Below are 26,363 nucleotides of genomic sequence, written 5' to 3' on the forward strand. Positions count from 1 at the left end.
ACCGTAAGATTCGCGCCGGATCAGCTCGATCCACACAGGGGCCGGACTCGATGAATGCACTTAGCTCCCGCACGGCGCGCCTGCGCGCGGGCCGGTGGCTGGCGGCCGCCTGGTTCATGGCCTGCGTGGGCTTCACCGCCTGGCAGGAACCGGCGCCGGACCAGCAACTGTTCGTGCTGGTGGTGATGCTGTGCAGCCTGGGCGTGGCCCTGTGCCTGACGGCGCGGCCGGCGCTGGCGCTGGGGTTGACCGGCGCCGGCTTCGTGCTGCTCAAGGCGCTGGGCCAGCTCAAGCTGCGCTACCTCGACTCCTCGCTGATGCCGGCGGATTTCGTCTACTTCGTGCGTTCCAGCCTGGTCGAGACGCTGGAGCACTACCCGCCGCTGCTGGCCGCCGCGGCGGCCGTGGCGATCGGCCTGCCGCTGGCGGTATGGCTGCTGTGGCGGCGCGAGCCGGCGGTGGATGCCAGGCAGCGCCGGCCGCGCGCGCTGGCGATGCGGGCGCTGGGCGTCGCCGCGGCGGTGTTCGCGCTGCACCTGGCGCTGGCCGCCAACGGGCCGTTCGCCCAGGTGCACAACCGCAACGCCTGGCAGAAGCTCTCCGACGCCGCGCAGCTCACCAACTTCTTCGTCAACCTGGAAGACGACGACGTGCACCTGCCGCCGCGTGCCAGCGATGCACTCGCCGAACAGGACTGGGCGCACACGGCCGGCAACGCACCGCCGGCGGTACCGGCACCGGCCGCCCATTACCCGGACATCGTGCAGGTGCTGGAGGAAAGCACCTTCGATCCATCGGTGTTCACCGCCTGCAACCTGCCGCCATGCCGGGTCGGCATGTTCCGCGCCGACAGGCACACCCGCGCCCACGGCGCGCTGCGCGTGCACACGTTCGGCGGCGGCACCTGGGTCAGCGAGTTCGCCTCGATCACCGGCCTGCCGCAGAGCATCTTCGGCCCCGGCGGCATGTACGCACCCTATGTGCTGGCGCCGCGCGTGCACGACACGCTGCCGCTGCAACTGCAGCGGCTGGGCTATCTCACGGTGGCGATCTATCCCACCGCCGGCGGCTTCATCAATGGCCGCAACGCCTACCGCGACTACGGCTTCGAGCAGTTCTACGACGTCAACGACCTGGGGCTGGAAGCCTGGAAGAGCAGCGACGCGCAGATGTTCGCTGCGGCGTGGAAGGTCTATCAGCGCGTGAAGCAGCCGGGCCGCCCGGTATTCATGATGATCCTCACCCTGGCCCAGCACGGCCCGCACGACATCCATCCGCTGTCGTCGCTGCCGCCGCCGTACAACCAGGGCTTGCTGCGCGGCCTGCCCGAGCAGGCCGCGCTGAACTTCGACACCTACCTGTCGCGCCTGCAGGCCTCGGACCGCGCCATGCACGAGCTGGAAGCGCATTTCCTGCATCGTGCCCAGCCCACCGTGCTGATGACCTTCGGCGACCACCAGCCGGCCTTCAGCGGCCTGATCCGCGATCTCGCACGCACGCTGCCGGCGACCGCGCCGGCCAGCGTGCGGGAGAAGCAGGACTACCTCACCTACTACATGCTCAAGAGCAACCTGGTCGATCCGCCGCTGCTGCCCAGCTACCCGCTGCTGGACATCGCCTACCTGCCCAGCATGGTGCTGCAGGCGGCGGGGTTGCCGACCGATCCCTACTTCGCCGCCGAGACCGCGCTGCGCGATCGCTGCGACGGCCTGTACACCGATTGCGCCCGGCCCGATCTGCTCGCCTCCTACCACGCCTGGATCTTCGACCGGCTGCACGTCTACCAGTGACGCGCAGCCGGTCGCCTGCCGCCGCGCTCACTGGCGGTCGGCGGCGGCCTGGTCGAAGTACGTCCACGTACGGCCGTCGAACGACAGCCGCTTCTGCCGCACGGTGAAGCTGTAGCGGGTGGCGGGCAGCGGCGCACCGTCGATGCGCACGGTCTTCAGCCCCGTCGCCGGCTGCGCGGGGCGGATCGCCGCCGGCTTCACCGCGTAGTCCGACAGCGGCCGCGCCAGCGCGCCGGTGAGCGCCTCGTGCAGCACGCGGCCCTGCGCGGTGGGCAGCGGCAGGTTCAAGAGCGCCGCCAGCGTGGGCGCCACGTCCACGTTGCCGCTGGGCAGCGGATCGCGCATGGCGCGCTGGAAATCCGGACCGCTGGCGATCAGCGTGTTGTGCACGTCGCGCGGGCTGAAGCTGCCGTGCTGGCCACGCTCGGTGGACACCGTGCCCACCTCGGTGCCGGGGAAGCCCTGCACCACGGCGTCGGCGTCCCAGGCGTAGCTGATGATGATGTCCGGCCCGCGGCGGGCGTTCTCCAGGTGCACCGCCTCGGCCGGCAGGGTGCCGGGGATCGCGCCGTAGCGCTTGGCCACGAACACGGTGTTGATCACGGCGCGCGACTGCAGGAAGCGCACCACGCGCTTGACCAACGCAGCATCGTGCGTGGGCACATACAGGTAATCGGTGCCGTCGTTCGGCGCGATCACCACGGCGTCCTTCGGCAGCACGTCGGGCACGACGTAGCTGGGCGTGGTGTACGGGCCGGGCTTGCCGCACACGCGGCCATCGTCGTCGTAGCGGGTGGGGTGCAGCGGCGTGCCGTCGGCGCGGATGCCGCTCATCACCGGCGCGTAGATGCAGCCCTCGCCGTCATAAGCGTGGAAGCCGGCGCGGGTGAGATCATCGGCCATGCGCACGCTGCCGGAGACCGAGAAGCCCCACTCCCTGTCGATGCCGGCCACGCGCCCGTCGTTGATCGCGCGCAGCGGAAACAGCGCGGCCGGGCCGGCGACGTTGCTGTGGCCGTGGTCGGACACCACGATCAGGTTGGTGTCCTGCGTCATGCCCAGCTCGCGCAGCTTCGCCTGCAGCTGGCCGAGCAGCGCGTCCTGCGCCTGCAGCGCGAGGTGGAACTCCGGCGAGCCCACGCCGTACTGGTGCTGGGTGGTGTCCGGATTGCGCAGCCACACGATGCTCACGTCCGGCCGGTGCTTGGGCAGCACCTCGTCCAGGTAGACCTGCATCATCCATGCGTTGGCCGGGCCGGGCGTGGTCTCGCCCGCGGCGGTGGCGTCAGAGGTGACGCCGTCCTTGAGCTTGACCAGCTTGCCCGCTTCGGTGGGAGAGTCGTTGTCTTCGCGCAGCTGCAGCTGGTGGGCATCGTAGGTGTAGGCAGTGTGGGCCGGCAGCTTGTAGCCGGCGTCCTGCAGCTCCCTGGCGAAGGCCAGCGGCAGCACGGTGTTCTCGTCCAGCAACACGTTGTCGCCGCCGACATTCGGGAGCTTGTAGTCCTGCAGGAAGGCCGGGCCGGACTTGCCGATCACCGCGGTGGTCAGGCCCGCCTTGTGCGCGGTGGCGAGCAGGGTCGGCACTTCCAGCAGCGCGCCGTCCTCGTGGCGGTCGAGATCGCGCAGCACGGCGTAATCCTCGGTGTAGATCGGGTTCTGGAAATCCGCCGCTTCGCCCTTGGCGTTCAGCCCTTCGCCGCCCGGCGCATAGAAGCTGTTGCCGTAGAAGCCGATCGGCCCCGGAAACGCGCCGGTGGCGAAGCTCGACGCATTTGCCATGGTGAAGGTGGGGTAGGTCGAGTGGTTGTCGGTGAAGAACACGCCGCGCTGCGACAGCGCGAGCAGGTTCGGCGTGTCCTGCGCACTGATCGCGTCCGGCCGCATGCCATCCCACACGAACACAATGATGCGGTGGTGCGGCGCGGTCGCGGCAGCGTGTGCCGATCCGGCCAGGGCAGCCAGGCAGGCAAGGGGAACCAGCAGACGACGGAGCAGGGACATGCACGAGCCTCGCGGAAGACGGACCAATCAGCCGCGCATCATGGCATCGCGTTGTTTGCAGTTGAGTGGCAACGCGGCTCAGTGAGCGGCGTGTTTTCCTGCGATCCAGCTGTCGTGCACGAGCAACGCGTCGTCCAGCGCGACCAGGTCCGCCTGCTGTCCGGCCGCGATGCGCCCGTGTGTGGCGGTCAGCCCCAGCCAAGCGGCCGGATAGTCGCTGGCCATGCGCGAGGCCTCGTCCAGCGGCACGCCGACCATCTCCACGAGATTGCGTAGCCCCGTGGCCATGTCCAGCGCGGAGCCGGCGAGCACGCCGTCGTCGCTCTGGCAGATGCCGTCCTTCATCACGATGGTCTGGCCGTTGAGTGTGTAGTCGGGGCGATCCGAACCCACCGGCGGCATCGCGTCGGTGACCAGCACGCACTTGCCGCGCGCCTTGGCCGCGATCGCCACGCGCAGGCTCACTCGGTGCACGTGGTGGCCGTCGACGATCAGCCCGCACCAGCTCGCCGCGTCGTCCAGCGCGGCGCCGACCACGCCGGGCTCGCGGCTGGTGAGCGGGGTCATCGCGTTGTAGAGGTGGGTGAAGCCGCAGACGCCGGCATCGAGCGCCGCGCGGGTGGTGGCGTAGTCGGCGCCGGTGTGGCCGGCGACCACCAGCACGCCCGCGTCGGCGAGGCGGCGGATGGTCGATGGCGGCACGCATTCGGGTGCCAGCGTGAGCATCACCTTGCCGCGGCGCGGCGCCGTGATCAGCGCCAGGTCTTCTTCATCGAGCGGGCGGAACAGCGTGCTGTCGTGGATGCCCTTGCGCGCGCCGGCGAGGAACGGGCCTTCCAGGTGGATGCCCAGGATGCCCGGCACGCCCGCGTCGATCGCCGCGTCCACTGCCTCCAGCGCGCGGCGCATGGTCTCGCGCGTGTCGGTGATCAGGGTGGGCAGCAGGCCGGTGGTGCCGAAGATGCGATGCGCAGCGGCGATGCCGCGCAAGGTCTCCACCGTGGGATCGTCGTTGAACAGCAGCCCGCCGCCGCCGTTGACCTGCACGTCGATGAAGCCGGGCAGCAGCAGTTTGCCGCCCAGATCGTGCGCGGTGGCCTGCGCCACGCGCGGATCTTCCATCGGGCAGACGGCGGCGATGCGCGCGCCGTCGATCAGTACAGCCAGCCCCTCGCGCAGACCGCGCTCGCCCATGACGCGTCCGTTGACCAGAGCGGTGAGTGAAGCAGTCATCAGACCGTCTCCGTGACCTTGCGCAAATGCGGCGGAACGTCGGGATCGTAGCCGCGCGCCAGCGAGAGTGCAGCGGCAGCTTTGTAGAAACTCTGCACCATGAGCAGCGGCGCGGTGAGCGGCGACACGCCCGAGGCCAGCGGCAGGCTGTCCTCGCCGCTCACCCCCGGCGCGGCCAGCAGCACGCGGGCGCCGCGGGCGCGGAATTCGCGCGCGACCGCCACAGTGTTGTCCATGGTGCCGTCGTCCTGGGCGAAGAACAGCACCGGGAAGCCGGCGCCGACCAGCGCCATCGGCCCGTGCTTCACCTCCGCCGCGCTGAACGCCTCGGCGTGCAGGCCGCAGGTTTCCTTGAGCTTGAGCGCGGCCTCCAGCGCTGCGCCGAAGCCGAAGCCGCGACCGACCACGAACAGGTTCTGCACGCCGGCGAAGCCTTCCACCATCGGCGACCAGTCGGCGTTCCAGCCGTCGCGCAGCTGCTGCGGCAACGCGGCCAGCGTGGCGTCGAGCGCGCCGTCGCCGCGCCAGCTGGCGGTGAGCTGCAGCACGGCGGCGAGCGAGGCGAGGTAGCTCTTGGTGGCGGCCACGCTTTTTTCCGCGCCGGCGTGCAGCGGGATGCAGGTGTCGGCCATCGCCGCCAGCGGCGAGTCCTCCACGTTGACCAAGGCCAGCACGCGCGCGCCGGCGTCCTTCGCCGCCTGTGCCGCGCGCAGCAGGTCCGGGCTCTTGCCGGATTGCGAGATCGCCACGAACAGCGCATCTTCCAGCCGCAGCGGGGCGTCGTAGATCGATGACACCGACGGCGAGGCCGAGGCGGTGATCACGCCGAGCTGGGTCTCGAACACGTACTTGGCGTAAGCGGCGGCGTGATCGGAGCTGCCGCGCGCGCAGGTGACGATGAAGCGCGGCGGGCGCGCGCGCAGCTGTTCGCCCAGCGCGGCCAGCAGGCCGGCATTGCGGGCGAACTGGCGCTCGATCACATCGGCGCTTTCGCCGGCTTCGCGGTACATCAGGGTGACGCTGGCATCTTTCATGGAACGGTCCGTCGGTGGGGGCGGGCGCACGCGTGCGCCGCGTGGCCAAGCGGCCGCGCGGACGAGGTGAGCGGGGAAATGGAGGGCGCGCCGCGATCGCAGGCGGCGCGCGCGTTCAGCCGGAGCGCTTGCCCGGCGTGGCACCGCGCGGCGGCGCGGTGGAGCCACGCACCACCAGTTCGGGCACGAAGCCCTCGTTGGCCGGCGGTGGCGTGTCGTCGCCACTCTCGGCGTGCTGCAGTTCGGCCATCAGGCGCAGCGCGGCGTGGCGGGCGATTTCGCGGGTGGACTGGCGCGCCGTGGTCAGCGCTGGCCAGGCCTGCTTGGAGAACGGGTTGTCCTCGAAGCCGGCGATGGACAGATCCCACGGCACGTCCAGCCCGGTCGAGCGCGCCGCGGCCAGCACGCCGGCGGCGATCTCGTCGTTGCTGCCGAAGATCGCGGTGGGCGGCTCCTTCAGCGCAAACAACTTGCGTGCACCGCGAAAGCCGTCGTCGAACGCGTAGCGGCCTGGCAGCACCAGTTTCTTGTTGAGCGCGATGCCGTAGTCCTTCAGCGCGTCGGCGTAGCCCTGGTAGCGCTCGGGGCTGGAGCGGTGGTGCGGTTCGCCCCACAGGAAACCGATGCGCGTGTGGCCGAGCTGGATCAGGTGCTCGGTGATCGCATAGGCCGCGTCGCGGTCGTCCACGTAGACGCAGGGGTAGCCGTCCTTCGGGTCGTCGCGCGAGGCGATGATGCGCACGAAGTGCACGTCGTGCTCTTTCAACGTGGCGATCAGTTCCGGCTGCTCGGACATCGGCGGCGCCAGCACCAGCCCGGCCAGCCGCGCACGCTTGACCAGCGCCACCAGCTCCTCGGCCAGGTGCGGCGAGCTCGCGTCGCAGGGATGGATCTGCAGCCCGAAGCCGCGCTCGCGGCAGGCCGACAGCACGCCTTCCTGCAGGCTGATCACGTAGTGCGCGTTCGGGTTGTCGTAGACCAGACCGATCGCGTAGGAATGCGCCGCGCGCAGGCTGCGCGCCGACAGGTTGGGCCGGTAGCCCAGCGCCTCGACCGCGCGCTCCACCTTCTGCCGCGTGTCCGCGCGCACCGAGGCTTCCTGGTTGATCACGCGCGAGACGGTCTTCAGCGAGACACCGGCTCGCTTGGCGACGTCCTTGATGGTGGCATGACGCAACGCAGGGCACTCCTTCGAATGGGCGACGCATCGTAGCCCACCCGGACCGGCAGTTGGCGGCGGCGGGCGCGGACGCAGGCTGCATGGCGGCCGGTCAGCCCGCCCGCAGGCCCGCGCGGTGGCCGCGCACGCCGTAGAACAGGATGTACAGGTAGCACGGCACCATCAGCAGCACGAAGGCGAGCTGGAAGTCGATGTGCAGCTTCAGGTGCGCGAACGCCTGCGGCACGATGGCGCCGCCGGCAATGCCCATGATCATCCAGGCCGAACCGGCCTCGGTGTGGCGGCCCAGGCCGTTGATCGCCAGCGGGAAGATCGCCGGCCACATCATCGCGTTGGCAAAACCCAGTGCCGCCACGAAGCCGACCGAGATGTAGCCGGAGGTGGCGTAGGCGCCCAGGCAGAACAGCACGCCCAGCACCGCCGACACCGCCAGATAGCGCTGCTGGCTGATGAAGCGCGGGATCAGCACCAGCCCGGCCAGATAGCCCAGCAGCATCGCGCCCAGGGTGAAGGCAGTGAAGAATTTGGTCTGGCTCAGCGGCAGATGGAAGCTGGCGCCGTAGGTGCCGATCGCGTCGCCCGCCATCACCTCCACGCCCACGTACAGAAACAGGCACAGCACGCCCAGCCACAGGTGCGGAAAGCTGAAGAGGCTGCCGTCACTATGGCCGACCGCCTTCTCGCTGTTGGCGCCCGCCGGCTTGATCTCCGGCAGCGAGGACAGCGCAATCCAGATCGCCAGCACCACCAGCAGGCCGGCCATCACCAGGTAAGGCAGGTGCACCTTGCCGGCGAACGCGTCGAGCAGCGCCTCGCGCGCGGCGGGGGTCGGTGCCGCCTTGACCTGGGCATCGATGCTGTCGATCCCGCTCAGCACCACCGCGCCGATCACGATCGGCGCCAGGATGCCGGCGAGCTTGTTGCAGATGCCCATGAAGGCGATGCGCTGCGCGGCGCTCTCGATCGGCCCGAGGATCGAGATGTACGGGTTGGACGCGGTCTGCAGCATCGACAGGCCTGCGCCGATCACGAACAGCCCGGTCAGTGCGCCCGGATACACCCGCATGGTGGCGAACTGGCCGAACGCCGCCGCGCCGATCGCCATCACGAACAGCCCGATCGCGATGCCTTTCTTCATGCCGGTCCGGCGCAGCACTACCGAGGCCGGCAGCGAGAACACCAGGTAGGAAATGTAGAACGCGAACGGCACCAGGAAGGCGTTCACGTCGTCGAGGTTGAAAGCCAGCTTGACGAAGGTGATCAGCGGCCCGTTGAGCCAGGTGACGAAGCCGAAGATGAAGAACAGCACGCCGATGATGACCATCGGTCCGAGCGTGGAACGGCCCGCCATGGGCGATGCGTCGAGCGTGGTGGACGACATGCGGAACTCCCCCGAGCGGTATGCGGATGCGTGATGCGACGCCGTGGATCGCCGCTGGCGTCCACCGTCCCCGAAGTCGGCTTTATGGACGTGCAGGCATAACGTTGTCAATCCAGACCGGTGCAACCGCGCACGTGCCGCACCCCTCTCGTCGAAGCGGGTGGGTCGCTTGGGCTGCTGTGGCTGGTGCGCCGCGACATCGCTTGCGGCGGTTGAATAGATTCGAGCCAATCGCGTGGCTATGCGCCTTGCCGCGGCATCGGCACGTCACACGCCACCGCCGCGTCGTGGGTTCTGTTGCGGCGCGAAAACACCTGGGGAGGGCCTTGTCACAGAAATGGTTGACAACGTTGTCATCTGGTGAACACACTCCGGCCATGCATACCTCCACCGGGCAGCGGTGCGGGGTCATCGGGAACGGGGGAATCCGGCGTGGCGGAAGTGGCGGGACACAGCGCAGTGACGAGTGCAGCGGTGACGACGGCGGCCGCGCGGCCGTTCCTCGCCGCCGACGTCGGCGGCACCCACGCGCGCATCGGCCTGGTCAGTCGCGCGGCCGGTGAAGCACAGCCGGTGAGCGTGCACGCCTACCAGCGCTACGCCTGCGCCGAGTGGCCGAGCCTCACCGCCGTACTCGAGGATTTCGTGGCACACGTGGCGCCCGCTGCGCCGATCGAGCGCTGCGCGGTGGCCAGCGCGGGCTACGTGCTGGGCGACGCCATCGTCAACGACAACCTGCCCTGGCCGGTGTCGATCCGCGAGATCCGCGAGCGGCTCGGACTGGCCCAGCTCGCCGTGATCAACGATTTCGAGGCCGTGGCCTACGCCACCCAGTTCCTCACCCGCGCCGACACGCTGAGCGTGATCGACAACACCGCCCCAGCCGCCGCCGGTCCGGTGCTGGTGATGGGGCCGGGCACCGGGCTGGGGTCGGCGGTGCTGTTGCCGGGCGCGCACGGTCCCAGCGTGCTCGCCACCGAGGCCGGGCAGATCGCACTGGCGCCGGGCAACGAGCGCGAGATCGCGGTGCTGCGCATCCTGGCGCGCGAGCGCTCGCATGTGTCGTTCGAACACGCGTTGTCCGGCCCCGGCCTGATCAACTTGTATCGCGCGTTGTGCGAGCTGCGCGGCAGCGCGCCGGCGCTCACGCTGCCGGCCGAGGTCACCCGCAGCGCGCTGGCCCGCTCCGACGAGGCGGCGGTGGAGGCGCTGGAGATGTTCTGCGGCCTGCTAGGCAGCTTCGTCGGCGACCTGGTGCTGCTCTACGGCGCGCGCGGCGGCGTGTTTCTCGCCGGCGGGATCCTGCCGCAGATCCGCGAGCTGCTGCTGGCCAGCACCTTCGCCGCGCGCTTCTTCAACAAGGGCGTGATGCACGCCTATCTGCAACAGGTTCCGGTACGCCTGATGGAGCACGGCCAGCACGGCGTGATCGGCGCGGCGGGGCTGTATCTGGACGGCCATTCCGCCGAACTGCGCTGACTTGACGACGATCCGACGTTTTTGAGACGCAACACCCACGCAAGCGACGTTCCATACCACCGGGCAATTGCCCAGCAACTTCACCGGCCGCGGTAGCTCGACACACACAACAACCGTTGCCGATCTGGCTCTGAGGGGAGGACACCATGTCACATCGCAAAACGCTGTTAGCCGCGAGCATCATCGCCGGGCTGTGCCTGGCCGGAACGCTGCAGGCGCAGGACGCCAACCAGAACACCGCGCCTCGCAAGGAAAAGGCCAAGGAGCTGGCTACCATCACCGTTACCGGCATCCGTGACAGCGAGGCGGAATCGCTGGCGCTGAAGAAGGACGCCGCCTCGCACGTCGAAGTGGTCACCGCCGAGGACATCGGCAAGCTGCCGGCCAAGAACGTGGCCGACACGCTGCAGCGCCTGCCGGGCGTCAACATCAGCTCGTCCAGTGCCAGCGAAGGCGGGTTCGACGAGAGCGACCGCGTCAGCCTGCGCGGCACCAACCCCAGCCTGACCCAGACGCTGGTCAACGGTCACAACATCGGCACCGGCGACTGGTTCGTGCTGAGCCAGGTGCAGACTGTGGGCCGCAGCGTCAGCTACAGTCTGCTGCCGTCCGAGGTGGTCAGCCAGGTGGTGGTACACAAGACCTCCGAGGCGAAGATCGTCGAGGGCGGCGCGGCCGGCTCGGTCGACATCATCACGCGCAAGCCGCTGGAGTTCGCCAAGCCGTTCACCGCCGAGGCCTCGGTAGGTGGCGTCTATTCGGACCTGCCCAGCAATACCAAGCCGCAGTTCAGCGGCCTGTTCAACTACAAGAACGACGCCAACACCATGGGCATCATGGTGCAGGGCTTCTACGAGAAGCGCAGCCTGCAGCGTAATGGCCAGGAGGTCGTGGGCGGCTACAACCCGACCACGCTCGACGGTCAGACCGTGTACTACCCGAACGAGATCGGCTCGACCCTGTTCACCCAGACCCGCGAGCGCAAGGGTGGCGTGGTCGACTTCCAGATCCGCCCCACCGAAAACCTCACGCTCGACCTCAACGGCTTCTACTCCAAGCTGAAGGCCGACAACTTCAACCGCAACTACATGCTGTGGACGAGCAGCGCGTTGGGCGGTGGCGGCGTGCTCACCGCCAACTCGATTCAGAACGGCGTGGTCACCAGCGGCTCGGTCACTGGCGGCACCGGTTCGTACGGCGTGTACGACCAGATCTCACGCCCCGGCGCGGCGTCGGAGTCGAAGTACCTCGCCCTGAGCGCGGACTGGAACGTCACCGATCACTTCACTCTCAAGGGCCAGGTCGGCACCACCCGCGGTACCGGTTCGAGCCCCACTCAGGACGTGATCGAACTGGGTACCAACGTCGGCGCCGGCGGCAGCTGGGACATGCGCGGCCTGGGCAAGCCGATCAACTGGACGATGGGCGGCGACAACAGCACGCCGTCGGCGATCAACCCGTCCGCCGGCTGGATCTTCGGCGGCCAGGGCATCAAGGTGAAGGACAAGGAAGACTGGGCCCAGTTCGACGGTGAGCTCGACTTCGACGAAGGCGCGCTGACCTCGCTGGAATTCGGTGCCCGCTACGCCAAGCACGAGCGTGGCAATCCGTTCGAGGTGGCGCAGGGTCCGGCCGGCGACTGGACCAACCTGGCTAACTATCCGACCAGCTGGTCGAACTACCCGGGCGACTTCGGCAGTTCGCTCGGCGGCAGCTTCCCGTCGAACATCTGGTACTACTCGCCTGGACAGCTGGCCGACTTCGACTCGAAGTTCACCACGCGCGATCCGGTCGCACGCCTGTACTTCAATGACATCTACAAGGTCCAGGAGAAGGACTCGGCTGCCTACATGCAGCTGAACTTCCAGTCCGGCATCGTCAGCGGCAACTTCGGCGTGCGCTACGTGAAGACTAAGGAGAACATCGGCTACACCTCCACGGCGCCCGATGCCGAGGCCACCCGGGTCAGCGGCCCGATCACCGGCTCCGCCTTCGGCACCTACTACTGGAACAACTACGAGCACAGCTACGACAAATTCCTGCCCAGCGCGAACCTGAAGTTCGACCTCAACGACCAGTGGGTGGCCCGCTTCGCCGCCTCGCAGACGATGACGCGTCCGGACTATTCGGCTCTGGCCGGCTACGTTTCGGCCGACGACCTCACCCACACCGGCAGCGGCGGCAATCCGAAACTTCGTCCGCTCATCTCGAGCAATTTCGACGCCTCGGTGGAGTGGTACTTCGCGCCGCGCGGGCTGCTGTCGGCCGGCGTCTATGCGATGAACCTGAAGGACTACGTCAACTTCGGCAACGAGGTGCGCACCTTCAAGGACATCCAGGCCAGCACCAACGCCGGCCAGGACGTGTTCGCCGACTACCTGATCAGCGTGCCGAAGAATACCAACGGTCAGGTACGCGGCCTGGAGCTGAACTACATCCAGCCGATCGGCGACAACTTCGGCGTGCAGGCGAACTACACCTATGCCGATGGTCACGCCACCGGAAACCAGCCGTTGCAGGGCACCTCGAAGAACACCTACAACGTGTCGGGCTACTTCGAGAACAAGCGATTCAACGCCCGCATCAGCTACACCTACCGCTCGGAGTTCTACGCGGGCGTGAGCCGTACCGACAACTTCTACCAGCAGGGTATCGGTAACCTGGCGGCGTCGTTCGGCGTGCAGCTCACCGACTGGATGTCGCTCTCGCTGGACGCGATGAACCTCAACGATCCGAAGCTCCGCTACTACGTAAAGAGCGACACGATCGGCAAGCTGCCTCACGCGACCTATGTCAACGGCCGCCAGTACTACGTGAACCTGCGCTTCAAGCTCTGACCTGCCCGACGCAGCGCCGCTTCGACCCCGGCGCTGCGCCAGGCCCCTGGCCATGGACGGCCGCCTCCCTGGGTTTCATTCTCTCCCCGCGGGTCCGAACGCTTTCGGGCCCGTTTTTTTTGGCGGCGTGGCAGCATGCCGCGTTGCCGCCACCTTCGCTGGAGCGCCCGATGTCACGATGCCCACCGCTGGTCCGCCTGGTCCTGGTTGCTACCGCCGTCGCGCTTGCCGCATGCGCGCCGACCGCCGTCCGGCCGCCGCTGTCCGTCGCCGGTCCCACGGCCGCACCGCCCATCGCGCTGATTCCGCAGGTGGCGTCCCTGCATCGCGGCGTCGGTAGCTTCGAGCTGCGCGACGGCGCGGCAATCAGCGTGCCGGCGAACGATGGCGCGGCCCGGGAGGCGGCGCAGTGGCTGGCAGACCGGGTGCGATCCAGCCGCCAGCTCATGCTCAAGCAAACCGCCGCGGCGCCGGCCGCCGTGCGCTTCGTGCGCGATCCGGCGATCGCCGCGGACGAGGGTTATCGCCTCACCGTCACGCCCGATGGCGTGGACATCCGCGCGCGCACCGATGCCGGCCTGTTCTATGGGGCGGTGACGCTGTGGCAGCTGGTGACCGCGGTGCCGGCCGGCGAGCCGTTGCCCGCGCTTACCATCGACGACGCACCGCGCTTCGCCTGGCGCGGCCTGATGCTCGATTCGGTGCGTCACATGCAGACGCCGGACGAGATCCGCACGCTGATCGAACAGATGGCCGAGCACAAGCTCAACGTGCTGCATTGGCATCTCACCGACGACCAGGGCTGGCGCATCCAGATCAAGCGGTATCCCGAGCTCACCCGCATCGGGGCCTGGCGCACGCCGCCGGATGCTGGGCGCTACGGCGAGCCCAAGCGCTATGGCGGCTTCTACACGCAGGACGAGATCCGCCAGATCGTCGCCTATGCCGCCGCGCGGCAGATCACGGTGGTGCCGGAGATCGACATGCCCGGCCACGCCACCGCGGCGGTGGCGGCGTATCCACGCCTGGGCGTCACCGGCAAGCGCATTGCCGTATCGACCGACTGGGGCGTCAACACCACGCTGTACAACCCGAGCCCCGCCACGGTGCGCTTCATGCAGCACGTGCTGGACGAGGTGATGACGCTGTTTCCCTCGCGCTTCATCCACCTCGGCGGCGACGAGGCGGTGAAGGACGAATGGCAGGCCTCGCGCGCCGTGCAGGCGCAGCGCAAGCGACTGGGCCTGGCCAGCGACGACGCGCTGCAAAGCTGGTTCATGGATCAGCTCGGCAGCTACCTCGCCGCCCACGGGCGCCGCATGATCGGCTGGGACGAGATCCTCGATGGCGGCGTGCCCGGCAATGCCGCGGTGATGTCCTGGCGCGGCAGCAAGGGCGCCGTGGCCGCCGCGCAGAAGGGCCACGACGTGGTGCTGTCGCCGGCGCCCGATCTGTACTTCGACCAGCTGCAGAGCGATCGCGCGGACGAAACCACCGGTCGCCTGCCGGTGAAGTCGCTGGCCGACATCTACGCCTTCGAGCCGATCCCCAAGGCGCTCGACGCGGCGCAGGCCGCGCACGTGCTGGGCGCCCAGGCGAACGTGTGGACCGAGCACATGCCGAGCTTCGCGCACATCGAGCATGCGGTATTCCCGCGCCTGGACGCGCTGGCCGAAGCCACCTGGACGCCGCTTGCGCGGCGCAACTGGCCCGATTTCCTCGCCCGCCTGCCGGTGCAGCTGGCGCGCTATCGCGCTGCGGGTATCGGCTATGCCGACAGCGCCTTCGCCCCTGCGATCACGGTCGATGCCGACGCCGCACTGGCTCACGGGCGCACGCAGGTGCGCATCGCCAACCAGGCGGACTTCGGCACGTTGCGCTACACGCTCGACGGCAGCGCGCCCGGCGCGACGTCGCCCGCGTATGTCGCGCCGTTCGAGGTAACGCTGCCGGCGACGGTGCGCGCTGCCGCCTTCGCGCCCGATGGCGACGCGCTGGCCGCGCCGCGCACGCAGGTGATCGACCGCGCCTCGCTGCTCACCCGCAACGGCAGCGAGCTCACCAATTGCCCCGGCAGCCCGTTCCGCCTGCGCGTGCAGCCCGAGCCGGATGCCACCACGCTAGCGCCGGTCTATACCGTGCCGCTGTTCAACAGCTGCCAGCAGTGGCAGGGCGCGTCGCTCGACGGCGTCGACACCTTGCATGTGACCCTGCAGCGGCTGCCCAACAACTACGCGCTCGCGCACGAGGCCAAGCTGGTCGTGCAGCGCCCCCGCGCTACGCCGTTCGGCGAGCTGGTGGCGCACGTGGACGGCTGTGAGGGCGTCGTGCTGGCTCGTTGGCCGCTGCCCGACCCCGCACGCTCGCCGCGCTCGCAGCCGTTCGACGCGGCCATAACGCCGACCACGGGCAAACACGACCTCTGCTTCGTCCTCACGGCGCCCACCGCCGGTCCGCTGCATGCGTTCGACCGGGTCGAGCTGGGGGAGGGCGCGAAGTGAGGTGGCGTAGCGACCGGGCGATTGCACGCAAGGCACTTTCGGCTGCTGCGATCCGGCGCATGACTGACCACCATTCGAGCCATGCCTGAAGCCACCGTCCATCCATCCGGCCCACGCTTCGCCTCCGTCGACGCCCTGCGCGGCCTCACCGTGGCCGCGATGCTGCTGGTCAACGATCCGGGCGACTGGGGGCACGTCTACTGGCCGCTGGAACATGCCGAGTGGCACGGCTGCACGCCGACCGACCTGATCTTTCCGTTCTTCCTGTTCATCGTGGGCGTGTCGATCGCGCTCGCCTTCGGACCGAAGCTCGAACGAGGCGACGCGCGCGCACCGCTGCTCCGCGGTGCATGGCTGCGCGCGCTACGCATCCTCGCGCTCGGCCTGGCGATCAACCTGCTCGCCGCGTGGCTGATGCCCGGCGCGCACCTGCGATTGCCAGGCGTGCTGCAGCGGATTGCGCTGTGCTTTGCGCTGGCCGTGCCGCTGGCGTTGCTCACGCGGGCGTGGACGCAGGGGGCGCTGATCGTGGTGATCCTCGCCGGCTACGCCTGGTTGCTGCATCTGGGGGGTACGCTGGCGCCGTGGGACAACCTGGTCAGTCGCAGCGATAGCGCGCTGTTCGGCCGCTTCGTCTACCAGATCGACCCGGCCAGCGGCCGCGGCCATGACCCGGAAGGATTGCTCGGCACGCTGCCGTCGCTGGCCACCACGCTGCTCGGCTTGATCGCCGGGCGCTGGCTGCGCGCCGGACGTGCGCGGCGCCTGTGGCCGATGGGCGTCGCCTTGTTGGTGGCGGGCTGGGCATGGTCGCTGGTGCTGCCGTTCAACAAGAATCTGTGGACGCCCTCGTTCGTGTTGTGGACCGGCGGCTGGGCGATGCTCGCGCTGGGGCTGGTGCATGACGCCATCGATCGCCGTGGCTTCCCGCCGATCGGCCACCGCTTCGGCGTCAACGCCATCGCAGCGTATGCCGGCTCGGAACTGATGCAGATCCTGCTGCCGGCCACGGGCGCGCAGCAGCTGCTGTACACCGATGGGTTGGCGCGTTGGATCACGCCGCTGGCCGGGCCGTATGTGGCGTCGCTGGCGTGGGCGATCGCCTTTGTCGCGCTGTGGTGGGTGATCGTGTGGGCGATGGACCGGCGAGGCATCCACCTGAAGCTGTAACCTCGCCGGTCGTGCCATCGTGCTGTAAGACGAGCCGCCTACAAGACGCGTTTGCCTCCGGAGTGGCCCATGCGTCGCCTGATCTGCCTCACCCTCCTGCTCGGACTGCTGCCGATGGTTAACGCTGTGCACGCCGCCGAGAAACCGCTCGCATCGAAGGTGCGGGTGATCGGCCACCGCGGCGCCAGCGCCCTGCGGCCCGAGCACACGCTGACCTCGTACACCAAGGCGATCGCCGATGGCGCCGATGTGATCGAGCCGGACCTGGTGATGACGAAGGACGGCGTGATGGTGGCGCGCCACGAGAACAACATCGCCGAAACCACCGACGTGGCGAACCATCCCGAGTTCGCCTCGCGCAAGACCACCAAGGTGATCGACGGCCAGCGGGTCACTGGCTGGTTCACCGAGGACTTCACCCTCGCCGAGCTGAAAACCCTGCGCGCCCGCGAGCGCCTGCCCGAGTTGCGCGGCACCGTCTACGACGGGCAGTTCCAGATCGCCACCCTGGACGAGATCATCGACTTCGTCGCCGCCGAATCGGCCGCGCGCGGGCGGGTGATTGGGCTGATCCCGGAGATCAAGCACGGCACTTACTTCCAGCGCATCGGCCTGCCGATGGAAGACGCGCTGCTCGCCACGCTGGCCGCGCATGCGTACACGCGCACCGCGCCGGTGGAGATCCAGTCGTTCGAGATCGCCAACCTGAAGTATCTGCGCGGCAAGCTAGGCAAGACGCACACCAACATCACGCTGCTGCAGCTGATCGACGAACCGGCGATGCACCCGGGCGACGTGCTGGCCGCCGACGGCGCGCTCACCTACGCGCAGATGATCACGCCGGCAGGGCTCAAGGCGATCGCGCAGTATGCCGACGCGATCGGTCCCGTCTACCACGCCATCATCCCGTACACCGTCGACGGCCACCTCGGCGCGCCCACCACGCTCGTACACGACGCGCACGCCGCGGGCCTCGAGGTGCACCCGTACACCTTTCGCCCGGAGAACACCTTCCTGGCGAAAAACTTCTGGCAGGGCGATAACCCGAACACCTTCAACGCCGCCGGCATGCTGGCGCAGCTGAAGGTGTACCTGGATACCGGCATCGATGCGTTCTTCACCGACGATCCGGGGCTGGGGCGGCAGGCGGTCGACGCGCGCTGACGCGGGCGGACACGTGGCTGTCACCGCGGTGTAGCGCGTGCCGGCAAGCATGCGCGGCTTCGCTTCCAGAATCGCCGCCATGCCCCGCCTGTTTCGCTCCTGCCTCGGCCTGCTGGCCCTCGCGCTCGCTCTGCCGGCCGCCGCCACGCCGGTGCTGCTGATCTCCATCGACGGCCTGCGTCCGGCGGACGTGCTGCACGCGAAGAAGCGCGGCCTGGCATTGCCCAACCTCACCCGCTTCGTGCACGAGGGCAGCTATGCCGAAGGCGTCACCGGCGTGCTGCCCACGCTCACCTACCCCAGTCACGTCTCCCTGCTCACCGGCGTGTCGCCGCGCGTGCACGGCGTGGGCGGCAACCTCAGCTTCGATCCGCTCAACAAGAACCAGCTCGGCTGGGACTGGTACGCCAGCGACATCAAGGTGCCCACGCTGTGGCAGGCCGCGCACGACGCAGGACTCTCCACCGCCAACGTGCACTGGCCGGTAAGCGTGGGTGCCGTGGGCGTGGACTGGAACCTGCCACAGATCTGGCGCACCGGCACCGACGACGATCGCAAGCTGCTCGCCGCGCTGGCCACGCCCGGCCTGCTGCCGGCGCTGGAGAAAGACCTCGGCCCGTACCCGCAGGGCATCAACGAGGAGCTGGACGGCGACCAGGCTCGCGCCCGCTTCGCGGTGAAGCTGCTCGAGCTGCACCGGCCGCAGTTCATGACCGTCTACTTCGCCGCGCTCGACCACGAAGAGCACGCCAAGGGCCCGGGCACGTCCGACGCCAGCCGCGTGCTCGAGCAGATCGACGCGCTGGTCGGCGAAGTGGCCGATGCCGCGCGCCGCGTGCATCCGGATGGCGTCGTTGCGGTGGTGTCCGACCACGGCTTTGCGCCCGTCACGCAGGACGTGAACCTGTACGCGCCGTTCCTCAAGGAAGGCCTGGTGACGCTGAAGAACGGCGCCATCACCGACTGGCAGGCGGCGGTGTGGAACGACGGCGGCAGCGCGGCCATCGTGCTGCGCGATCCTTCCGATGCATCGGTGAAGGCACGCGTGCAGGCGCTGCTCGATCGTCTGCGCCAGGATCCGGCCTATGGCATCGCCGAGATCCTCGATCGTGAGCAGTTGCTGGCCAAGGGCGGCAGCGACAAGGCGAGCTGGTTCGTGGTGTTCAAACCCGGTTACGAACTGGGTATCACTGTGGACGCGCCACTGCCGTCGCCCTCGCACTACCACGGCATGCACGGCTATGACCCGTCACGCCCCGATCAGCGGGCCACCTTGCTGATCACAGGCCCGGGCGTACCGGCTGGGCGCGACCTCGGCGTGGTCGACATGCGCGACATCGCGCCCACGCTGGCCGACTACCTCGGCGTGGCGCTTCCCACGGCGCAAGGACATGCGCTGCTCGCGCCGACGCACTGAATGATCCGGCGGATGTGACAGAACGGTTTAGCCGTCCAAACGCGCTGACACGCCGGTGTAAGCGCCGCTTCACACGCGCCACCCATGCTTTCGCGATCCGTTCCGCCGGGGCGGTCGCAGGTTCCCTTTTCCCACTGATGCCGCGAGGGCTCGCGCCCCCGCGACGAGGATGTGCACGCATGTCGAACCGTCTGATCTCCCATCGCCGCGCCGTGCTGGCGCTTGCCCTCTTTGCCGCGCTGCAGGGAAGCGCGCTGGCCACCGATACGCCCAGCGCCACGGATGCCGCGCCCGTTGATGCCGCCGCCGACGTCAGCAAGGTCAAGCAGCTGCAGACGGTGTCGGTGATCGGCCAGGGCGAGTCGCGCCAGGTGCAGCGCATCACCAGCGAAGACGTGAAGGTGCTGCCGCCGGGCAGCAGCCCGCTCAAGGTGCTGGAAGGCAAGCCGGGCGTGCACTTCGAGTCGGCCGATCCGTTCGGCAACTACGAGTGGTCCACCCGCATCAGCCTGCGCGGCTTCAACCAGAACCGCCTCGGCTTCACGCTGGACGGCATCCCGCTGGGCGACATGAGCTACGGTAACCAGAACGGCCTGCACATCAGCCGCGCGCTGATCGCCGAGAACCTCGGCGGCGCCGAGCTGGCCGAGGGCATCGGCTCACTGGGCACCGCGTCCACCAGCGATCTGGGCGGCACGGTGCAGTTCTACTCGGCCGACCCTACGCCCGACTACGGCGTCACCGTGGCGCAGAGCATCGGCACCGACTCGGCCCGCCGCACCTACGCGCGGCTCGACACCGGCGACCACCACGGCTTTGCCATGTACCTGTCCGGTGCGTACGCCACCGTGGACAAGTGGAAGGGCCAAGGCGACCAGACGCAGAAGCAGTTCAACGGCAAGGCGGTGTACGACTTCGGCGACGACAGCCGCGTCGGCGCGCTGCTCACCACCTCCAGCCGTCACGAGAACGATTACCAGGATCTCTCGCTCGCGCTGGAAAAGCGCAACGGCTGGAACTGGGACAACTTCCGCCCCGACTGGAACCGCGCCGTGGCCGTGGCCACCCAATACCAGACCACCGGCACGGTAAACGATGGCAACGTGCAGAGCGTGGACGACGCCTACTACGATGCCAGCGGCCTGCGCGACGACACCGTGGCCAGCGTGTTCGGTGATTTCGCGCTCAGCGACGCCGTGCGCCTGAAGGCCACCGGCTACTACCACAACGATCGCGGCCAGGGTCACTGGTGGACGCCGTACGTGCCGTCCTATCCGGGCACGCCGCAGCAGACGCCGATCTCGATCCGCACCACCGAGTACGGCATCGACCGCGGCGGTCTCACCGCGGCGCTGAGCTGGGACATCGGCATCCACCACGTGGAGGCGGGGTTCTGGTACGAGGACTCCAACCACAACGTGCAGCGCAACTATTACTACGTCAGCGGCCCGGTCAGCGACAACTACTTCCTCGAAGATCCGAACCTGCGCCAGTTCTACCAGCACTACGAAACCACTACCCGCCAGTTCTACGTGCAGGACAGCTTCAAGCTGCTGGATGATCGCCTGAGCGTGGACGTGGGCTTCAAGTCGCCGCACAGCAAGGTCACCGCGCGCGCCGTGCCAGGCACGCTCACCTACGGCACCGCCGGTGCCTACGCCGCCGGCACGCTGACCGCGAAGAAGACCTTCCTGCCGCAGATCGGTGCTAGCTACCAGCTCGGCGGCGGCTTCGAGGTGTTCGGCTCCTACGCCAAGAACATCGCCGCCTACCAGGCCGGCATCACCGGCCCGATGGCTACCACCCAGGTCGCCTTCGACACCTTCGGCAAGCAGCTCAAGCCCGAGCAGTCGAGCACCATCGAAGGCGGCCTGCGCCAGGTTGGCGACTTCTACCAGGCCTCGCTGGCGCTGTACGACGTGAAGTTCGACAACCGCCTGCTGGTGATCTCGCAGTGCGCCGGCATCGTCGGCTGCGCCAGCGGCTACGCAAACGTGGGCTCGGTGAGCAGCCGCGGCGCCGAGCTGGCGGTGAACTTCAAGCTCGCCGACGACCTGCACTGGTCCAACTCGCTCTCCTACAACCGCTCGCGCTACGACAACGACTACGTCAGCGGCTTCGACGCGCAGAACAATCCGATCGTGGTGCCCACCAAGGGCAAGACCGTGGTCGACAGCCCCAAGCAGCTGATCGCCTCGGAGCTGGTGTGGACGCCGGGGCCGTGGGACCTGCGTCTGTCGGCCCACTACACCGGCAAGCGCTACTACACCTACATCAACGACGCCGGCGTGCCGTCGTACTGGTTGTTCAACGCCGCGGTCGGCTACGACTTCGGCAAGCTCGGGTTTGCGCAGGAGATCAAGCTTGCGCTCAACGTCACCAACCTCGCCAACAAGCGCTATTTCGGCACCATCGGCTCCAACGGCTTCGTGGTCAGCGACGCCGGCGGTACCTTCCAGACCCTGCTGGCCGGTGCCCCGCGCGCCAGCATGCTGACGGCGACCGTGCGGTTCTGAGCGTCCACGCGCCGCCCGGCCCAGCGCTGAGCCGGGCGGCGCTATGATCGAGCGGACCCCGAAGGATCTCCGGCATGGCCGACGCTCGTCGCGGGAGTCCGCGCTCCCTGATCGCTCCGGCCATTGCCCTCGCGGCGGCCGGGGCTGTTCTTGGCGGTTTGATGGCCGCACCAGGCGCCGCCGATGGCTGGCGTGTGCTGCACTGGGCGTGCAAGCCGCTGGCGACGGTGTTAGTCATCGCGATGGCCTGGCATACGCCGTGGCCGTTGTCCGCGCGCTACCGCCGACGAGTGCTTGCCGGCTTGGGCTTCGCCTTGCTCGGTGACGTATTGCTGATGCTGCCGGGCGACTTCTTCGTGCCGGGGTTGGCCGCATTCCTGCTCTCCCACGTCGCTTTCCTTGCCGCGTGGTTGGACGACAGCCACTTCGCCATGCGTCCGCTGGCCTGGCTCGCCTGCCTGCTGGCTGCGGTCGGCCTGCTGGGGTTGCTCTGGCCGTTCGTCGCGCCCGCGCTGCGGGTGCCGGTAATGATCTACGCGCTGGTGCTGGCGACGATGGCGGGGCAGGCGGTGGGTCGTGCCTGGCAGCGTGCGGCGATGGCCGACGCCCTGGCACACCCCGCACGTCGCGCCGCGCTTGGCGCCCTGCTGTTCATGGTCAGCGACAGCCTGCTGGCGTGGGACCGCTTCCGCCATGCGCTGCCGCTGTCGGCGCTATGGGTGCTCGGCACCTACTATCCGGCGATCGGGCTGATCGCCGGGTCGGTCGGGCGCGAATCCGAACGCAGACGCTGACCGTCGGGGTGAGTGCGCGGTCAGCGAGCGCCTTTTGTGCATCGCCAGGTATGGCCTCACGTCGTCCAGCCGCGCGCATTCGCGTAGCCGGCCAACGGCACCAGGCCGATCGCCACGAGCAGCACTACGCCCTGCAGCAACGGCGCCACGCCGCTGGCGGCCTTCAGGTGGTCCATCATGACGAACAGGCCGACGTCCTGCGCCAGCACGCCCAGCAGGGAGGCGATGAGCAGGCCGGTCGCCCAGCGCTTGCGCAACAACAGGCAGATGCATCCCAGCGCGCCGCCGATGACTGCGACACCGGTGGCCACGAGAGCCCAGAGCGGACGTTCGCGGTACAGCGCCTGCTGTGCCTCGGGCAGCCGGGCGAGGTCCTCGGGGGTGAGCTGCAGGTCGGCCACGAAGGCCGTGCAGCCGGCGAGGTTCCACAGCAGGGCGAGCGCAGCGATAACGTAGAACCAGGTAGGGGGCTTGTTCATGACCTGCTCCTCGAAGAACCCGGCTCGACCGGCCGGCGGCAGGATTAGACCGCCGGATGCCGATCGTTCGTCAAGTGGCGTCGCAGATGCACCGCGCGCATGGCCGTGGACTAGCTAGAAAGCGCCTGGCCGAAAAAAAACGCCACCCGTTGCCGGGTGGCGCCAAAACAGCTTGAAAGAGGCCGGGACACCGTCCCGGCCTCCGCCCGCACGATCAGAAATCGTACGAGGCGCTCAGACGCACATAACGCGGGGCTTCGAAGTAGATGCCCTGGTTGTACGTGTTGGAGACCGTGTACTTGGCGGCCTCGAACGTCGCATCGGACTGCAGTGCCTTGGTTTCGTTCAGCACGTTGAACACATCCAGGCTGAAAGCCAGCTTGTGATCCGCGAACGCCGGACGATAGGCCACGCTCAGGTCGAGCTTCTTGGTCCACGGGTTGCGGCCCGCATCGCCAGGAGCCGACGGGGAGCCGGCGCACCAGTGGTAGCTCGACTTGTAGCTGCTCGGATCAGACTCGTTGGTGCCGTAGTAACCCAGGCAGCTCTTCGGTGCGCCGGACTGCACGCGCAGGGCACCGGACAGCATCCACTCCGGATTGAGCTGGTAGCTGCCACGTACCTTCAGCTGGTGGCGGCGGTCGTTCGCCAGCAGGCCGTACGAGTGGTCCATCAGTGCGGCAGTGTCCCAGTCCTGCGTCTTGGAGACGTCGTCCTGGCCAATGTCGGACTTCACCTGTCCCTCGGTGTTGCCGTAGCTACGCGAGAAGGTGTAGTCAACGCGGGCCTGCCACTTGCCGTCGAACGGATGCTCCAGGTACATGTCGAGCGCGTAGTACTTGCGCTTGGCGCCTTCGTTGAAACCCCAGTCTTCCTTGGACATGCGGATGAGCTCGGAACCCGAGCCATCGGCATAGTTGACCTTGAAGGTGTTGGTCTCGCCCGGGTTGAAGATGTAGCAACCGCGGAAGTCCAGCTTGCTGGAGTCGATGCCCAGCGAGTCGGCCTTGTCGGCCAGGCGCTGGATGTCGCAAACGTCGTCGATGGCGGTCTGCAGCTTGCGGAACGTCAGCTTGGCACCGGTCACCCACTGCTGACCCAGAGCCTTGTCGAAGCCGACCATCACCTCGTCCTGGTACTGCGACTTGAGGTTGGTTGCTGTCACGGTCTGCGGGTCCGGCGAGACGCCGTACTCGTTGTTGGACGACACCGGGCCGGGGCCAATGGAGGTCAGGCCGGTCGGGTTGCCGTTGGCGTCGATGCCCGTGTAGGTGAAGTATTCGTCGGTGAACGTGGAGGCGGAGGCACCACGGATCGCCACGCTGGCCGGCAGCGCCAGGTAGTAGCGACCCAGGTTGCCGTAGACCTTCAACGAGGAATCACCGAACACGTCCCAGCTCGCGCCCAGGCGGGGAGCCCACTGGTTGTCGTTGTTGACGTAGGCCTGGCCGAGGTTGTTGTAGTTGGTGAACTTGTCGTTGCGCAGGCCGAGATTCAGCAGGACGTTGCTGCTGACCTGCCAGGAGTCTTCCAGGTAGTACGCCTTCTGCTTCACCGACATGCTGGTGATGTTGTCGAGGATGTAGCGATCGACGTAGTAGCCATCACCGCCTGGGGCACCAACGCCGAGGCCCGCATCGAGTGCTTCGTCGGGGGCATTGGTCTTGCCGTAGATCCAGGCATAACCCGGGCCGGTCATGCCCTGACCCTCGTTGGAGGAGCCGTAGTACATGTTGTCGATACCGGCCGACAGGGTGTGGTCGCCCAGGCGGTACTCGAGGTCGGCACGCAGGCCGTGGGTCTTGTTCTGCGCGCTCGGATCCTTCGCGTACAGAGCGGTCTGTCCGTTGCGGATCGGCGAGCCACCGGTGTAGGCCGGGTTCTGGTTGTACGAGGTGTACAGGTACGGCTGATCGCTCGCGCCGGGAACGGCCGAGTAGTCCTCGTTCTTGCTCCAGCCGTACTGCGCGCTGAAGGTCAGGTCATCGGTGATGTAGCTGGTGTACTTGCCGATGTAGTAGTGCGACGACATCTTGGTCGAGGTGTCGTTGCCGATGAAGCTGCCGGTTTTGCCGGTGCTGTAGTCGTACTGGTACAGCTGACCGGCATATTCGTCCTTGTTGTCGATCGCGGTCAGCTCAAGGATATTGCTGTCGTTGATGTTCCAGTCGAGCTTGGCGTACACCTTCGGACGGCTGTACTGGTAGTACAGGTTGTTCGGGTTCGAGGACTGGATCGACGAGGTCGACTTGCCCTGCTCCTTGTCTGCCTCGGCGGCCAGGAAGAAGAACAGCTTGTCCTTGATCAGCGGACCGCCGACGTAAGCGCTATACGTGGTTTCCCAGCTGCCGTTGTCCTTGCGCGAACGGTACACCGTGCCCGGCAGGCTGCCGTCCTGGTAGGTGTAGCCGTTTGGCAGGCGCTGGTTGGGGAAGTACACGTAAGCCGGATCGGCTGCGGCGTACTTCGGCGACCACACCACCTGCGCCCCGAAGTGCCACTCATTGGTGCCGCGCTTGCCGACCTGGTTGATCACGCCGCCGTCGGAGCGACCGTACTTGGCGCTGTAGCCGCCGGTCAGCACCTGCTGCTGGTCGATGGCGCCGTAGGGCAGGCCAACGCCACCCAGCGCGTTCAACGGATTGGTGGTGTTGTAGCCGTTGATGTAATAGGCGTTCTCGCTGACGCCCGCGCCGCCGAACGACACGGCGTTGTTGAAGTAGCCGCTGCCGGCCACGGTGCCCGGTGCGAGCAGTGCGATGGACTCGGCGGTGCGGTTGAGCGGCAGGCGCTGCAGATCCTGCGAGGTGATCACGGTACGCGAGTCGACCGAGGTGACGTCGATCGAGGGCAGCGCGTTGGCCGACACCGAGATGGCGCTCAGCTGCTGCGCGTTGTTCGCCGAGGCGCCCAGGTCGACTTCGACGCCGCCGCCCACGCGCAGCGAGACATTGTTGCGCGAGTCGACGGTCTGGCCGTCCTTCAGCAGGGTGACGGTGTAGTTACCCACCGGCAGCGAGCTGGCCGAGTAGCGGCCGGACGCGTCCACGGTGACCTGGCGGGAGAAGCCCGACTCGCTGTCGATCTTCACAGTCTGGCCGGCACCATTCGGCACCTGGCCGAAGATGGCACCCGTGGTGGCCTGGCCGAACGCCGCGCCGGCCAGGCTCATGCCCACGGCCAACGCCAGCGCCGAGCGGCGATTAAACAAAGTGTGCTTCATTGTTATTTGAACTCCAGACAAACAATAGCCGTGGGCCAGCACCTGCGTGCTGGGCCGGATGGCTTGGAGACGGAACGCTGCCTTGGGGAAGGTGGCGCACCACGGCATCGTCTAGCTTGGGGGATCGACGATGTAACGCCGACGTTAAGCCAAGGTTGCCCTTC

General features: G+C 68.0%; 16 protein-coding genes. 9 read left to right on the plus strand and 7 right to left on the minus strand.

The window, feature by feature from the left end; all coding sequences use genetic code 11:
- Positions 1–50 precede the first annotated feature (50 nt).
- Complete coding sequence (locus tag ACQVBX_RS15695) at positions 51–1,790, plus strand: sulfatase-like hydrolase/transferase (RefSeq protein WP_431635251.1); 1,740 nt, start codon at positions 51–53, stop codon at positions 1,788–1,790.
- A 27-nt stretch (positions 1,791–1,817) separates the two neighbouring features.
- Here ACQVBX_RS15695 and ACQVBX_RS15700 read toward each other — a convergent pair whose 3' ends face one another.
- From ACQVBX_RS15700 to ACQVBX_RS15720, 5 genes are all read right to left on the minus strand, one after another.
- On the minus strand, positions 1,818–3,791 hold the full coding sequence (locus ACQVBX_RS15700) for an alkaline phosphatase family protein (RefSeq protein WP_431635253.1): 1,974 nt from the start codon (positions 3,789–3,791) through the stop codon (positions 1,818–1,820).
- 78 nt (positions 3,792–3,869) lie between these two features.
- Positions 3,870–5,024: an N-acetylglucosamine-6-phosphate deacetylase gene (gene nagA, locus ACQVBX_RS15705; RefSeq protein WP_431635254.1), complete on the minus strand. Its 1,155-nt coding sequence runs from the start codon at positions 5,022–5,024 to the stop codon at positions 3,870–3,872.
- The gene (locus tag ACQVBX_RS15710) at positions 5,024–6,058 is read right to left on the minus strand and encodes an SIS domain-containing protein (RefSeq protein ID WP_431635256.1); all 1,035 of its coding nucleotides are present in this window, start codon (positions 6,056–6,058) and stop codon (positions 5,024–5,026) included. Before ACQVBX_RS15710 ends, nagA begins: the two co-directional genes overlap by 1 nt.
- 115 nt (positions 6,059–6,173) lie before the next feature.
- Entirely contained in the window at positions 6,174–7,235 is a 1,062-nt protein-coding gene (locus ACQVBX_RS15715; RefSeq protein ID WP_431635257.1) for a LacI family DNA-binding transcriptional regulator, read from the minus strand.
- A gap of 94 nt (positions 7,236–7,329) precedes the next feature.
- A complete protein-coding gene (locus ACQVBX_RS15720) occupies positions 7,330–8,619 on the minus strand; it encodes a sugar MFS transporter (RefSeq protein WP_431635258.1) in 1,290 nt (429 codons plus the stop codon).
- 474 nt (positions 8,620–9,093) lie between these two features.
- Between ACQVBX_RS15720 and glk the strand changes: the two genes are divergently transcribed.
- The 8 genes from glk (at position 9,094) to ACQVBX_RS15760 (ending at position 22,497) form a co-directional block, all read left to right on the plus strand.
- On the plus strand, positions 9,094–10,098 hold the full coding sequence (gene glk / locus ACQVBX_RS15725) for a glucokinase (protein WP_431635259.1): 1,005 nt from the start codon (positions 9,094–9,096) through the stop codon (positions 10,096–10,098).
- A 146-nt stretch (positions 10,099–10,244) separates the two neighbouring features.
- Positions 10,245–12,935, plus strand: a complete 2,691-nt coding sequence (locus tag ACQVBX_RS15730; RefSeq protein WP_431635260.1) for a TonB-dependent receptor — start codon at positions 10,245–10,247, stop codon at positions 12,933–12,935.
- A gap of 170 nt (positions 12,936–13,105) precedes the next feature.
- Positions 13,106–15,436 carry a beta-N-acetylhexosaminidase gene (locus ACQVBX_RS15735; RefSeq protein WP_431635261.1) on the plus strand — a complete coding sequence of 777 codons (2,331 nt, stop codon included), beginning with the start codon at positions 13,106–13,108 and terminating at the stop codon, positions 15,434–15,436.
- An 81-nt stretch (positions 15,437–15,517) separates the two neighbouring features.
- Complete coding sequence (locus ACQVBX_RS15740) at positions 15,518–16,606, plus strand: acyltransferase family protein (protein ID WP_431635263.1); 1,089 nt, start codon at positions 15,518–15,520, stop codon at positions 16,604–16,606.
- A 69-nt stretch (positions 16,607–16,675) separates the two neighbouring features.
- Complete coding sequence (locus ACQVBX_RS15745) at positions 16,676–17,770, plus strand: glycerophosphodiester phosphodiesterase (RefSeq protein ID WP_431635265.1); 1,095 nt, start codon at positions 16,676–16,678, stop codon at positions 17,768–17,770.
- A 79-nt stretch (positions 17,771–17,849) separates the two neighbouring features.
- Positions 17,850–19,187 (plus strand): alkaline phosphatase family protein, encoded by a 1,338-nt coding sequence (locus ACQVBX_RS15750; RefSeq protein ID WP_431635266.1) that lies wholly within the window; start codon positions 17,850–17,852, stop codon positions 19,185–19,187.
- A gap of 179 nt (positions 19,188–19,366) precedes the next feature.
- Complete coding sequence (locus ACQVBX_RS15755; RefSeq protein ID WP_431635267.1) at positions 19,367–21,703, plus strand: TonB-dependent receptor; 2,337 nt, start codon at positions 19,367–19,369, stop codon at positions 21,701–21,703.
- Positions 21,704–21,864: 161 nt separating this feature from the next.
- The gene (locus ACQVBX_RS15760; RefSeq protein ID WP_431635268.1) at positions 21,865–22,497 is read left to right on the plus strand and encodes a lysoplasmalogenase; all 633 of its coding nucleotides are present in this window, start codon (positions 21,865–21,867) and stop codon (positions 22,495–22,497) included.
- A 56-nt stretch (positions 22,498–22,553) separates the two neighbouring features.
- Here the strand turns inward: ACQVBX_RS15760 and ACQVBX_RS15765 are convergent, their stop codons facing one another.
- Positions 22,554–22,976 (minus strand): hypothetical protein, encoded by a 423-nt coding sequence (locus tag ACQVBX_RS15765; RefSeq protein WP_431635269.1) that lies wholly within the window; start codon positions 22,974–22,976, stop codon positions 22,554–22,556.
- Positions 22,977–23,190: 214 nt separating this feature from the next.
- On the minus strand, positions 23,191–26,199 hold the full coding sequence (locus tag ACQVBX_RS15770; protein WP_431635270.1) for a TonB-dependent receptor: 3,009 nt from the start codon (positions 26,197–26,199) through the stop codon (positions 23,191–23,193).
- Between the last annotated feature and the right edge of the window lie 164 nt (positions 26,200–26,363).

It is taken from the genome of Dyella thailandensis, assembly GCF_050749815.1.
GTDB lineage: Bacteria > Pseudomonadota > Gammaproteobacteria > Xanthomonadales > Rhodanobacteraceae > Dyella_A.

Bases quoted from the DNA above. Each gene is read 5' to 3' on its own strand.
- ACQVBX_RS15755 (WP_431635267.1), top strand. From the start codon at position 19,367: ATGTCGAACCGTCTGATCTCCCATCGCCGCGCCGTGCTGGCGCTTGCC.
- ACQVBX_RS15730 (WP_431635260.1), top strand. From the start codon at position 10,245: ATGTCACATCGCAAAACGCTGTTAGCCGCGAGCATCATCGCCGGGCTG.
- ACQVBX_RS15760 (WP_431635268.1), top strand. From the start codon at position 21,865: ATGGCCGCACCAGGCGCCGCCGATGGCTGGCGTGTGCTGCACTGGGCG.
- ACQVBX_RS15710 (WP_431635256.1), bottom strand. From the start codon at position 6,058: ATGAAAGATGCCAGCGTCACCCTGATGTACCGCGAAGCCGGCGAAAGC.
- ACQVBX_RS15740 (WP_431635263.1), top strand. From the start codon at position 15,518: ATGCCTGAAGCCACCGTCCATCCATCCGGCCCACGCTTCGCCTCCGTC.
- nagA (WP_431635254.1), bottom strand. From the start codon at position 5,024: ATGACTGCTTCACTCACCGCTCTGGTCAACGGACGCGTCATGGGCGAG.
- ACQVBX_RS15770 (WP_431635270.1), bottom strand. From the start codon at position 26,199: ATGAAGCACACTTTGTTTAATCGCCGCTCGGCGCTGGCGTTGGCCGTG.
- ACQVBX_RS15745 (WP_431635265.1), top strand. From the start codon at position 16,676: ATGCGTCGCCTGATCTGCCTCACCCTCCTGCTCGGACTGCTGCCGATG.
- ACQVBX_RS15750 (WP_431635266.1), top strand. From the start codon at position 17,850: ATGCCCCGCCTGTTTCGCTCCTGCCTCGGCCTGCTGGCCCTCGCGCTC.
- ACQVBX_RS15720 (WP_431635258.1), bottom strand. From the start codon at position 8,619: ATGTCGTCCACCACGCTCGACGCATCGCCCATGGCGGGCCGTTCCACG.
- ACQVBX_RS15735 (WP_431635261.1), top strand. From the start codon at position 13,106: ATGTCACGATGCCCACCGCTGGTCCGCCTGGTCCTGGTTGCTACCGCC.
- ACQVBX_RS15695 (WP_431635251.1), top strand. From the start codon at position 51: ATGAATGCACTTAGCTCCCGCACGGCGCGCCTGCGCGCGGGCCGGTGG.
- ACQVBX_RS15700 (WP_431635253.1), bottom strand. From the start codon at position 3,791: ATGTCCCTGCTCCGTCGTCTGCTGGTTCCCCTTGCCTGCCTGGCTGCC.
- ACQVBX_RS15765 (WP_431635269.1), bottom strand. From the start codon at position 22,976: ATGAACAAGCCCCCTACCTGGTTCTACGTTATCGCTGCGCTCGCCCTG.